The sequence below is a fragment of the Sphingomonas melonis DAPP-PG 224 genome, from assembly GCF_000379045.1.
Lineage (GTDB): Bacteria > Pseudomonadota > Alphaproteobacteria > Sphingomonadales > Sphingomonadaceae > Sphingomonas > Sphingomonas aquatilis.
In genome coordinates this window covers 474749-486795 of sequence record NZ_KB900605.1, presented here as the reverse complement: position 1 = coordinate 486795, position 12047 = coordinate 474749, and the positions used below count along the sequence as shown (strand labels likewise).

The 12047-nt window shown below is 68.8% G+C and carries 10 protein-coding genes; 5 read left to right on the top strand and 5 right to left on the bottom strand.

Annotation, left to right across the window (positions count from 1 at the left end):
* Window positions 1–71: 71 nt before the first annotated feature.
* Together SPHME3_RS0102425 and SPHME3_RS0102420 are read right to left on the bottom strand one after the other, a co-directional pair.
* Window positions 72–1244 carry an acetyl-CoA C-acetyltransferase gene (locus tag SPHME3_RS0102425; protein ID WP_017977442.1) on the bottom strand — a complete coding sequence of 391 codons (1173 nt, stop codon included), beginning with the start codon at window positions 1242–1244 and terminating at the stop codon, window positions 72–74.
* Between the two features lie 21 nt (window positions 1245–1265).
* Entirely contained in the window at window positions 1266–2273 is a 1008-nt protein-coding gene (locus SPHME3_RS0102420) for an alpha/beta fold hydrolase (protein ID WP_020486348.1), read from the bottom strand.
* An 89-nt stretch (window positions 2274–2362) separates the two neighbouring features.
* Here SPHME3_RS0102420 and phaR point away from each other — a divergent pair, with 89 nt between their 5' ends.
* The 3 genes from phaR (at window position 2363) to SPHME3_RS0102405 (ending at window position 4047) form a co-directional block, all read left to right on the top strand.
* Window positions 2363–2923 (top strand): polyhydroxyalkanoate synthesis repressor PhaR, encoded by a 561-nt coding sequence (gene phaR, locus SPHME3_RS0102415; RefSeq protein WP_017977444.1) that lies wholly within the window; start codon window positions 2363–2365, stop codon window positions 2921–2923.
* A 12-nt stretch (window positions 2924–2935) separates the two neighbouring features.
* On the top strand, window positions 2936–3121 hold the full coding sequence (locus SPHME3_RS20950; RefSeq protein ID WP_020486349.1) for a hypothetical protein: 186 nt from the start codon (window positions 2936–2938) through the stop codon (window positions 3119–3121).
* Between the two features lie 239 nt (window positions 3122–3360).
* A complete protein-coding gene (locus SPHME3_RS0102405; RefSeq protein WP_017977446.1) occupies window positions 3361–4047 on the top strand; it encodes a hypothetical protein in 687 nt (228 codons plus the stop codon).
* Between the two features lie 265 nt (window positions 4048–4312).
* On the opposite strand, the gene SPHME3_RS0102400 is transcribed toward SPHME3_RS0102405, so the two are convergent.
* Genes SPHME3_RS0102400 through SPHME3_RS0102390 form a run of 3 tightly spaced genes read right to left on the bottom strand, consistent with a single transcriptional unit; the run spans window position 4313 to window position 8642 of the window.
* Window positions 4313–5494, bottom strand: coding sequence for an aspartyl protease family protein (locus SPHME3_RS0102400; protein ID WP_017977447.1), 1182 nt, complete (start codon window positions 5492–5494; stop codon window positions 4313–4315).
* Between the two features lie 29 nt (window positions 5495–5523).
* Window positions 5524–7092 carry a glycosyltransferase family protein gene (locus SPHME3_RS0102395; RefSeq protein WP_018250535.1) on the bottom strand — a complete coding sequence of 523 codons (1569 nt, stop codon included), beginning with the start codon at window positions 7090–7092 and terminating at the stop codon, window positions 5524–5526.
* Window positions 7093–7106: 14 nt separating this feature from the next.
* Complete coding sequence (locus SPHME3_RS0102390; protein WP_029720768.1) at window positions 7107–8642, bottom strand: CpaF family protein; 1536 nt, start codon at window positions 8640–8642, stop codon at window positions 7107–7109.
* 118 nt (window positions 8643–8760) lie between these two features.
* On the opposite strand from SPHME3_RS0102390, the gene SPHME3_RS0102385 reads away from it, so the two are divergent.
* Together SPHME3_RS0102385 and SPHME3_RS0102380 are read left to right on the top strand one after the other, a co-directional pair.
* Complete coding sequence (locus SPHME3_RS0102385; protein WP_017977450.1) at window positions 8761–10263, top strand: S1C family serine protease; 1503 nt, start codon at window positions 8761–8763, stop codon at window positions 10261–10263.
* A gap of 99 nt (window positions 10264–10362) precedes the next feature.
* The gene (locus tag SPHME3_RS0102380; RefSeq protein WP_020486350.1) at window positions 10363–11901 is read left to right on the top strand and encodes a hypothetical protein; all 1539 of its coding nucleotides are present in this window, start codon (window positions 10363–10365) and stop codon (window positions 11899–11901) included.
* Window positions 11902–12047 lie beyond the last annotated feature (146 nt).

Sequence of the window (12047 nt, the reverse complement as noted above, 5' to 3'; positions counted from 1 at the left end):
GCCGAAAAGACACAAAAGTATGTACGGATTGTTTCCATAACTCATTAATTGCGTCAATGACGTTTACCCAATCACCGCTCCACGCACATCGCGATCCCCATGCCGCCGCCGATGCACAGCGTCGCCAGGCCCTTCTTCGCGTCGCGCTTCTGCATTTCGTACAGCAAGGTGGTCAGCACGCGGGCGCCGCTGGCGCCGATCGGGTGGCCGATGGCGATCGCGCCGCCGTTGACGTTGGTCTTGGCGGGGTCGAGGCCCAGTTCCTTGCACACCGACAGCGCCTGTGCCGCAAACGCCTCGTTGGCTTCGATCAGGTCCAAGTCGGCGACGGTCCAGCCCGCCTTTTCCAGCGCCTTCCTGGACGCCGGCACCGGGCCGATGCCCATCACCGACGGGTCGACGCCCGCGCTCGCCCAGCTCTTGATCGTCGCGAGCACCGGGGCACCACGCTTCTCGGCTTCCTCGCGGCTCATCAGCACCAGCGCGGCGGCGCCGTCGTTCAGGCCGCTGGCGTTGGCGGCGGTGACGGTGCCGTCCTTCTTGAACGCCGGGCGCACGCCGCTGACGCTGTCGATCGTCGCGCCGGCGCGAATATATTCATCGTCGGCGACGACGGTGTCGCCCTTGCGGCCCTTGATCGTGACCGGCGCGATCTCGTCCTTGAACCGGCCAGACCCACGCGCCGCCTCCGCCTTGTTCTGGCTGGCGACCGAGAAGCTGTCCTGTTCGCCGCGCGTCACCTGATATTGCTCGGCGAGATTTTCCGCCGTGATGCCCATGTGATAGCCATTGAACACGTCGGTCAGGCCGTCGTTCACCATCGTGTCGACCAGGCTGACGTTGCCCATCTTGGTGCCGCCGCGCATCGTCTGTGCGTGCGGGCTGAGCGACATGCTTTCCTGCCCGCCGGCGACGACGATCGACGCGTCGCCGGTCTGGATGGCCTGGCACGCGAGCGCGACCGCGCGCAGGCCCGATCCGCACACCTGGTTGACGCCCCACGCCGGCACTTCCTTGGGGATGCCCGCGGCCATCGACGCCTGGCGTGCCGGGTTCTGCCCTTGCGCCGCGGTGAGCACCTGGCCCAGGATCACCTCCGACACCTCTTCGCCCTTCACGCCCGCCTGTTCCAGCGCGGCCTCGATCGCGACGCGGCCCAGCTCGTGTGCCGGGGTGGCGGCGAACGCGCCCAGGAAGCTGCCGACGGGGGTACGCTTGGCGGCGGTGATGACGATCTCGGTCATGATGATCTCCTTGTGCGCCGCCTATCTAGCGGCGGGCAGGGCCGCGATCCAGTCGGCAAGCGGCTGCCATAGCGATGCGCGGGCGCGCCCGCCGACGATCATGCCGACATGGCCCAGCGCCAGCTCGCGGTGATCGGCGAGTCCTGCGGCGGTGGCGGCGGGGACGATCCGGTCGGTGGTGGAGACGAATTCCACTGTCGGGCAATCGAGCGCGTGCGGCGCCACCGTCCGCCCGCGGATCGTCCATTGCCCTTGTCCCGGCGCGTCGGCGGTGATGAAGCGATCGAACAGGTCGCGCGCACAGGCGAGCGGCAGCGGCTCGCCGGCATTCGCCCAATCCTCCAGCCTGACGAAGGCGCGCGCCGCCTCGCTGTCGGGCGCCATCCGGCCGAACGCCTCATATTTCGTGATCGTGCGCGCCGGGTCGAGCCGCCAGAATCCCGCCTGCAGCACCTCCATCGGCAGCACGCCCAGCGCCTCCGCGGTCGGCAGCGCCGCCTGCCACAGGTCGCGCATCCCGCCACGCGCCGCGCCATAGCCATCGAAGCGCCACGGCGCCGCGATCGTGGCGAGGCCCCCCACGGTCGTATCCGCCGCCGCCGCGGTCGCCATCGTGCCGCCCAGGCAGTATCCGACCAGCACCGGCGGCGCATCGAGCTGCTCGATCAGCGGCAGCAGCAGCGATTCGACATGGCCGGTCATGTCCATGTCCCGGTCCGCCGACGTCGGCACGCCCCAGTCGACCAGCGCGACGCGAAAGCCCTGTGCCGCCAGCCAGCGCACCAGCGATATTTCGCCCAGATCGAGAATTGCGGGCGGATTGATCAGGGACGGCACGCACACCACCATCCGCCCGCGCCCGCCATAATAACGCAACGCCGCCCGTCCCGCGGTCGCGAGCGCCGGCATGGGCGGCGGAGCTGCGGGCCGGGGCGCCCGCTGATAGGCGGTCAGCCCGGCGAGCGCGGCGGCCATCCGCTCGGGATATGCTGCGGTTTCGCTGCGCAGCATGTCGAGGAACAAGGGCAACGGCCGCGGACCGTGTTGCGGTGCGGAAAATTGAGGCGTAGCATGCGGTTCGATCACGGGCATAACACCGGAACGGGCAGGGGACGCGTATGAAGAAGCAACAGCCGGGCGACGGCGTCGTCATCATCAAGAAATACGCCAACCGGCGGCTCTACAATACCGAGACTTCGTCCTACATCACGCTCGATCATCTCGCGACGATGACCCGCGAAGGCCGCGACTTCAAGGTCGTCGATGCCAAGACCGACGACGATATCACGCACAACGTGCTGACCCAGATCATCATGGAAGAGGAAAGCCGCGGGCAGACGATGCTGCCCGTCAGCTTCCTGCGCCAGCTGATCGCCATGTACGGCGATTCGATGCAGTCGATGGTGCCCGGCTATCTGGAGGCGTCGATGGACAGCTTCCGTCGCAACCAGGAACAGTTCAAGTCGGCGGTTGAGGGCGCGTTCGCCCATTCGCCCTTCGCCGAAATCGCCAAGCGCAACATGCAGATGTTCGAAGCCGCGACGCAGGCGTTCGGCGTCGCGCCCGCGATGGCGCCCGCCGCGGCTGCGCCCGCCGCGCCCGCCAGCAAGGATGACGAGATCGCCGCGCTGAAGGCGGAGCTGACGCGATTGCAGGACAAGGTCGAAAAGCTCGGCTGACGGCGCGCGCCCGTGCCGGTGATGTTCTGGAGCGCGGGCGCCAGCCTGTGCGTCGCCCTCGTCGCGGCATTCGCCGATCGGCGGCGACGCCTGCGCGACGATCCCGATCGCGTCGGATTCATCGACTGGCGCACGGTGCAGATGGCGGCGCTGCTCGCGACGATCCTGCTGGTCAGCGTCGGGCTGCATACGCGCTGAGGGGCGCAGCGACCAGCCAGTCTGTCGCGCCATCCCCCCGTTCGCCCTGAGCCTGTCGACGGGCAGGCGTCCACCGCCGGGCCGCGCGTGTGGCGACCCGTCCTTCGACAGGCTCAGGACGAACGGCCAAAGGGGTGAAGCGCACCTCCGCAAAATCCCGTTGCGTCCTGCCTTCAATGGCTTACGCTTGCGGCCATCGCGGGCCTATCTCCCCGCCGTCTACCGGGGGAACGACATCCGTGCGCCATCTGCTGATCCCGACCGCCGCGGCGGCCGTCCTGTTCGCCGCGCCTGCCCACGCCGACGAGCTGCAATCGCGGCTGCTCGCGGGCATGCAGGCGGCGCGCGCCACCGCCTTCGCCTTCCAGCAGACGATCGTCGTCGAGACGACCGGGCAGGCCCGGCGCACGATCGTCGAACGCTACGACCCCCGCCGCCCCGCCGCCGAGCGCTGGACGCTGGTCAGCGTCGACGGCAAGGCCCCCACCGCCAAGGACATTGCCAAGGCGCGCGAGGGCAAGAAGAAACCCGGTTCCTATGGCGACCTTGCCGACTGGTTCGGCACGCCTGCCCGCCGGGTCGAGGCGCCTGCGGGCTATGCCGCCTATCACTTCGATCGCTTGCCCGACGGCGAGCTGAAGATCGGCAACCACGACGCCTCCGCCGACACCGCGGCCGACGTGCTGGTCAACACCAAGGGGGCGACCCCCTTCGTCGAACGCGTGCGCTTCACCTCGACCAAGGGGTTCCGCATGATGCTGGTCGCCTCGGTCAAGCGGATCGACAGCAGCAGCCGCTATGTCGCTGCGCCCGGCATCGGCATCGTCCCCGAATCCTTTGCAATGACGATGACGGGATCGATGATGGGCAAATCGGGCGAACTGAAAACCAACGTGACGTTCAGCGGCCACCAACCGGTGAAGTGAGCGCGGATGGCGCGCTTGCAATCCACTTTCGCCGTCGCGCTTTGCCGGCGATCTCCATGGAGGTGGTTATCGGCGTTTCACGCGGGTCGATAGTCCTCCCCCGCCAGGGGGAGGTGGCGCCGCCGAAGGCGGTGACGGAGGGGGCGGACAGGAACGTCCCTCATAACGAGGCGCTACCCTTACCTCCCCCTCCGTCATGCCTGCGGCATGCCACCTCCCCCTGGCGGGGGAGGACTTCCCACACCGCATCGAACGGCGGTCGGGTCTAATAGAAGCGCTTCAGCGTCAGCGACCGGACGGTGCCATCGCACAGGCCCAGCCGCACGATCGTGCCCGGCGTACCGATCGACCATTTGGCGAGCGCGATCGTCGGATAGTCCGCACCGATCGGCTGGCCGTCGATCCGGCAGATCAGGTCGCCGACCTGCCACCCTGCCGTCGCCGCGGGGCCGCCGCGCATGACGTGCAGCACCTTCAGCCGGTCGCGCTCCAACCCGACGAGCAGCCCGCTGGTCGATCGCAGCGGCGGCCGGTTCGCATCGGGGCCGGGCTTCAGCACCATGCGTCCGGCGGCGGGATCGAGCAGCACGCGATAATTCTGCAACAGCCCCGACCCGATCCGGCCGGCGACGCCGATCGTCTCGGAAAAGCCGTTTGCCGGCTCGATCCGCGTTTCGACGCTACGGATCGCCTGTTCGCCGATCGTGATCATCGGCACGATCGTCAGCGTGCTCACCGTCTCGCCGGCGAGACCGAACGAGACGGTGGTGGTGCTCGGCAGCCGCGTCACGCCCGCGCGCTTCGCCGCGCTCTCCGACAGCGTCAGCGCCGATCCATCGCCGGTATCGACGATCACCGGCGACAGCGTGCGGCGCCCGATCCTGACCTGGCTTTCGTAGACATGGCGCGCGGGCGAGATCGTCAGCGGCGCCAGCGCGCCGACGAACGGCAGCCGGCCGGAGGGGAGCAGGCGAAACCGGTGGTTTGCATAGTCGATGTCGAGCGCCTGCCCGCCGATCGCGTCGCGCCCGATCAGCATGTCGACGGCTTTGGCGCTGCCCGTCGCCAGCGCCGGCAGGTCGGCGACGGTGACGCCGCCGCCGCTGCGCGTCAGCCCGCCGATCGTCAGCGTCCGCGTCGGCTGCCACCCGACCGCGACCGCGCCGCTGCCGGCCCCGCCGATCGCGGTCGCCTGCCCGTCGCTCTGCACGCGCGCAGGATCGGCGGCGGCACGCGCAAGCACCGAATAGCTCACCCCCGTATCGAGGATCGCGGTCAACGGCGCCCCGTCCAGCGTCAGCGTGAAGCGGATCTGGTTGCCCGGCGTCAGGTCAAACGGCACCCAGCGCGCATCGGTATCCGCGGCCAGCGTCGCGACGCCCTCGCGTCCCGCAGGCGGGGGTGCCGCGGCGAGCAGCAGCAGGGCGAACGGTAGGAGGACGCGCATCGGGCGCACCCTAGCGCGCCCGAACCGACCTATAAACCCGTGCGGGCCATCGCGCGGTTGATGAGGAAGGGGGATTCGCTTGCCCCCGTGCAGCCGCCGCTGCGCGCCAGCACGCACATCCGGATGTTCCAGCTTTGCTCGCAATGGTCGACGCGCCAGCCGGCGGGAACGCGCAGCGTGCCCTGGGTCGCGGTGACGATGCGGTTGAACCCCGCCTGATGCGCCAGCGCATTCGCCATGGGGCGGTCGGCGGGATCGGCGGAATCGCCCGTCCAGAACATGCTGATCGGCGTGCCCCGGCGCAGCGCGACCGCACCTGGCAGCACGGCGAAGCTGGCGGGCTTGACCAGCGCGACGCCGCACACGGCCGGATCGGCGCGCAGATGGGCAAAGGTCCGCCAGCCGTCCGCGTTGGGCGACAGCTGATTGGGCGCGAGCTTGCCCTGCGCCAGGCCGATCGAGGCGAGCGCGAAAGCCGCGAAGACGCCGACCGTCACCGCGTGCGCCTGCCCCTGCGACAGCCGCGCACGGGCGATCGCAATGATCTCGCCCCAGCCCAGCGCGGCCAGGATCACCAGCACGGTAAAGGCGAGGAAGATGAACCGATATTCCTTGTGCGGGATCAGGCTGTGGATCACCAGCGTCACCGCCGCCGCGGCGAGTAGCCCGGGCGCCTGTCGCCAGCCGTACAAGATGCCGATCACCGCCGGCACCATCCACCACGACCACACTTCCATGAACCACGCGACATAGGCCAGCGCCGGGAAGGTGCCGTAGCGCGCGGAAACGTTGTGGACGATATTCTGTTCGAAATTGCCCAGGATCCAGGCGAACGGCACCAGCCCGCGTGCGGCGTCGACGATCGCGCTGGCCGCGGCGACCGCGAGTGCTCCCGCGAGCAACATTGCCCAGCGCTTGCCGTCGAACAGGTCGCGCCGCCATTCCACCAGCACCAGCACTGCCGCAGCGGGAGCGTAATGCGGCCGGGCGAGCGCGGCGAAGGCGAACAAGGCGCCCGCCGCGGCGATGCGGCGTGGCCCGGCATGCCTTGCGGTCAGCAGAGCGGCGGCGGGCAGGAAGGCCGTGACCGCGATCGGCTCCGCCAGCGTTTCGGCGGCGAAGAAGACGATCTCGAACCAGGTCGCCGCGACGATGCCGGCGAGCACCCCGGTGGTCGCGCTATGCCGTCGCCCGATATCCCACGCCGCCCAGATGATTCCGAGCGACGCCGCCGCGGTGGCAAAGCGGGGCAGGATCATCGGCAGCAGACCGTTCGGGTAGATCGCCTCGCCGATTCCCAGCGGGATGGCGAGCAAGGCGGGCAGCATCCAGCTGCGGATGCCCGTGCGCCATTCCCAGGTGATGACGCCCTCGCCGGTCAGCAGGCGATGCGCGGGCTCCAGATATTGATAGATCGCGTCGGGGTGATGAAAGCCGGGGGTCAGCGCCGCCCAGACGCGCAACATTGCGCCGAGCAGCATCAGCCAGGCGAGCGGCCGCGCCATGACGACGCGCTTGACCGCGTCGTACAGGCCCGGTCCGCGCAGCGCCGCATCCCGCGTCGTCGCCATGTCACGCGCGTGGATCGCCGCGGTCATCCGGCCACCCCGCCTTACAGACACGCCTCGAGGAACGCCTGGTCGAAGCCGAACTGCTTCGCCTTGTCGAGCGTATAGGGGCGCAGGCCCATCGAGCGATATTCGCCGATGATCTTGCCGTCGGCGCTTTCGTCCAGATATTCGAACTTGAACAATTCCTGCGTCACGATCACCGGCCCTTCCATGCCGATCACTTCGGTGACGTTGGTCACGCGGCGGCTGCCGTCGCGCAGGCGCTTGACCTGGATGATCATGTCGACGCTGTCGGCGATCTGGCGGCTGATCGCTTCCTTGGGCACCTTGATGTCCGACATCATCACCATGTTCTCCATACGCGCCAGCGCCTCGCGCGGGGAGTTGGAGTGGAGCGTACACATCGAACCATCGTGGCCGGTGTTCATCGCGGCGAGCATGTCGAAACACTCGGACCCGCGGATTTCGCCCAGGATGATACGATCCGGGCGCATACGCAGCGCGTTCTTCACCAGGTCGCGGATGCTGATCTCGCCCTGGCCCTCCAGGTTGGCGGGCCGCGTTTCCAGCGGGAGCCAGTGGGGCTGCTGCAGCCGCAATTCGGCCGCGTCCTCGATCGTCAGCACGCGCTCGCCCGGGTCGATCATCTTCGACAGCGCGTTGAGCATCGTCGTCTTGCCCGAACCCGTACCGCCCGAAATGACGACATTGAACCGGCTGGCGCCCGCGATCTTCAGCGCGGTCGCCATCTTGGGGCTCATGCTGCCGAACCCGGCCATCATGTCGAGCGTGATCGGCTTGGCGGAGAATTTACGGATCGAGATCGCGGTGCCGCGCAAGCTCAGCGGCGGCACGATCACGTTGACGCGGCTGCCGTCCTTCAGGCGCGCGTCGGCGAGCGGCGTGGTCTGATCGACGCGGCGACCGACCGAATTGACGATGCGCTGCGCGATCTGGAACAGATGCTCCTCGTCGCGGAACTGGATCTGCGCCAGCTCCAGCTTGCCCTTGCGCTCGACATAGGTCTGGTCGGGCCCGTTGACCATGATGTCGGTGACGGCGGCGTCGGCGAGCAGCTCTTCGAGCGGCCCCAGGCCGAGCAGCTCGTCGACCAGCACCTTTTCCAGCGCGAACTGTTCGCGGCGGTTCAGCGTCAGCTTCAGCTCGGCGAGCACTTCGCCAATGATCGGGCGGAATTCTTCGGCCAGCTCGTCCTTGCTCAGCGTCGCCGCGGCTTCCGGATCGACGCGTTCCAGCAGACGCGGCAGCACCTGTTCCTTGATCTTGTGGATCGAGGCTTCGAAGCCCTCGTTGCGGCTGCTGCCCGCATCGCCGCTGGCATTCTGGCGCTCGGTCAGCCGTGCCATCGCATCGACGGTGCCGGCGGGCGGCGCGGGGGCGAGCGGATCCTCGGGCGCGAGCAAAGCCGATTCGATCGGCGGGAACTGGCTGCCCGGCGGCGTGTCTTCCGCCGGCCGCGGCGCCACGCCGCTGCTCTGCATCGGGCGCGCGACGCCGAACGCCGGCCTCGCCGGCTGTCCGCCACCCATTCCGTTCCGACGCCCGAACGCGCTCATACCCAATTCCAATATGGTCCTGCCGAGAGGGGTAGGGGGCAAGGTTTGACATTTTCCTAACCACGATGCGCCGCAGCCGGCTTGACAGCGTGGCGTGGCTAGCCTTCGAGACCGGGCCATGCGCCGCCTGTTTCTCGCCCTGCTGCTGCTCCTCGGCTGGACCCAGCCGGCGCGCGCCGACGATATCGGCGCCACCGCGCGCGGCGTGGTGCGCGTCGTCACCATCGCGGTGGTCGACGGGCAGGTGGTGGGCTTCGGCCATGGCAGCGGCGTCGCGGTGGCGCCCAATCGCGTCGTCACCAACGCGCATGTCGTCGACCTTGCCGAACGCTATCCCGACAATGTCGTCGTCGGCGTCGTGCCGTCCGAAGGCGACAAGAGCTACCAGGGCCGCGTCATCGCCTATGACGCGCGCGCCGACCTCGCGCTGATCGAATTCACCGGCGCCAGCCTGCCGCCCGCGACGCTCTACACCGGGCCGATCGGCGAAGGCGATGCGGTGGTCGCTCTGGGCTATCCTGGCAACGTCGACCTCGCGACCGCCAAGTCCGCCGCCGACTATATCCGTCCCACCTCACCGGTGCGGTCGGAGGGTGTGTTCTCCGGCCGGCGCAACCTCACCGGCACCGAAGTGCTGCTCCACACCGCCAGCATCGCGCGCGGCAACTCGGGCGGGCCGCTGCTCGATCGCTGCGGCCGGGTGATCGGCATCAACTCGGCGATCACCCGCGGCGAAGAGGGCGACAGCTCGTTCGGCTTCGCCATCGCCGATACCGAACTCGCCGCCTTCCTGCGCACCGCCAAACAGCCCTTCGCCACCACCGGCGCGCCTTGCACCTCGATCGAGGAGCGGCTGCGGCAGGATAGCGAGGCCGACGCCCGCGCCCGCGCCGACGCGCTCACCAGCGCCCGCGAAGCAGCGACCCGCGCCGCCATGGGCCGCGAGGAAGCGCTGGCCACCGCGCGCGAGGCCGCACAGGCGCGCCGCGAGAATGTCATGGGCATCGCCGGCCTGTTGCTGGTCTTCGGTGCGATGGGGCTGGGCGGCGCCGGCCTGCTCGACGCAAAGGGCCGCCGCCGCGCCGCGCTCTGGGCCGCGGGTATCGGGGCCGCGACGATGGCGGCGGGCATCGCGACCTTCGTCCTGCGCCCCTCGGCCCGCGCCGATCTGCCGCCCGTCGCCCTTGTTGCCCGCCAGGCGGTGCCCAACGCGCCGCTCGGCAAGCTCGTCTGTACGTTGCAGGCCGACGCCAGCCGCGTCACCGTCTCGTCGACCGACGACGTGACGCTCGACTGGGGCAAGAGCGGCTGCGCCGACGGTCGCACCCAATATCTCGCCACCGGCGACGCGTGGCAGCGCCTCACCGTCCCCAACGACGAACAGACCGTGTCGTCGCGCGTCTTCGACCCCGTCACCCGCCGCCTGACGGTCACGCGCTACATGCTCGGCGCGCAGGCGATGCAAGCACTGCGCAGCCTGAGTGCGAAGACCGTCGGCCAGCGCTGCACCGTCGATCCGGTCGCCACCGAACGCCTGGTCCAGCAGCAATCCGCCCAGCGCGCCGCGCTGCCCCCGCTCCCCAACGAAAAGCTCGTCTACACCTGCCGCCGCGCAGGCTGAGCCCGATCGATCGCAACGACGAGCAGCGGCCGCAAAAGACCGCTGGCACCTCGCACGGGCCGCGTTACGCTGCCCACATCGGACCGAAGGGGGCGGGGGATGCGATTCGCGATACGGGGCATGATGGCGGCGGCGAGCGGAGCGGCCACGCTCGCTGCGCCCGCACAGGCCGAATGGTATGAAGCGACCGGTCGCCACGTCGTCGTCTACGCCAACGACAGCGCCGATGCCGTGCGCAAGCAGGCCGAGCAGCTGGAGCGGTTCGATGCGGCGATCCGCCTGGTGCGCGGCTTGCCCGACACCGACATCGATACCTCGAACAAGCTGACCGTCTACGTCGTCGCCAACGATTCGGTGGTCCAGCGGCTGTTCGGCGCCGGCGGCAAGAACATTGCGGGCTTTTATGATGGCCGCGCCAGCGGATCGGTCGCCTTCACCCCCGGTCGCAGCGATCGCTCGGAGGGCGGGCTCGATCCGCAGATCGTCCTGTTCCACGAATATGCGCATCACGCGTTGCTCGGGCATTCCGAGCTTGCGGTGCCGCGCTGGTATTCGGAAGGGTTCGCGGAGTTCATGTCGACGACGCGGTTCGACAAGGACGTCTTCTGGATCGGCGCACCGGCGCAGCATCGTGCCTATACGCTGCTGGAAGGGCAGGGCATGTCGGCGGAAAAGCTGTTCGCCACCGATCGCCGCAAATTGTCGGATTCGGAAACGAGCGAGCTGTATGCGCGCGGCTGGCTGCTCACGCACGTCCTCGCGCTCGACCGGACGCGTGCGGCGCAATTCTCCACCTACCTCACCCTGTTCAACCAGGGCATGCCGAGCAGCGAGGCGGCGACCAAGGCCTTCGGCGACCTCAAGGCGCTGAATAAGGAGATGAACAAGCGCCTCAGCGGTTCCAGCTTCCCCGCGTACAAATTGTCCAACGATCGGCTGCCCAAGCCCGAGGTGAGCCTCAGACCGCTACGGCCGGGCGAAAAGGCGATGATCGCGCTCCGCATGCGGTCCGATCGGGGCGTCAATCGCGAAACGGCGCAGCCAATCCTCGCCGAAGCCACGCCGATCGCGGCGAAATATGCCGACGATCCCGTGGTCCAGGGCTGGTTTGCGGAAATGGCGCTGGATGCGGGGCGCAACGACGTTGCCGAGGCGGCGGCGGATCGGGCGCTCGCACTCGATCCGAAATCGTCGCAGGCTTTGGTCTACAAGGCGCAGGTCCACCTCCGCCGCGCCAGCGCCGCGCACGCCAAGGACCCGGCCGTGTGGAAAGAGGCGCGCTCGTGGCTGCTGAAAGCGAACAAGCTCGACAACAACGACGCTTATGCCCTCATGCTCTATTATTCCAGCTTCGGCATGGCACACGACGTGCCAACCGCGAACGCGAAGGCTGCGCTGGCACAGGCGCATATGCTCGTGCCGCAAGACGAGGCGTTGACCTTCGCCTACGGCGTCCAGTCGCTGCTCGACGGCAAGACCGACGACGCGCGCCTCGCGCTCCGAACGCTCGCCTATTCCCCGCATGCCCCCGTGGACAACCCCGCCGCCCGCCTGCTCGCCCAGATCGATGCCGGCAAGACCGGCCCCGCCGCGCTCGCTGCGGCCGGCGGCAAGAAGGACGACGTAACGCTGGACTAGCGCAGGCCCCCAGCCGACCCCATAGGCCAAGCCCACCAAGTCCTCCCCCGCCAGGGGGAGGTGGCATGCCGCAGGCATGACGGAGGGGGAGGTCAGGGGAGCCTCGCGACCGCAGACACTCCCATCTACCGCCTTAGGCGTCACCC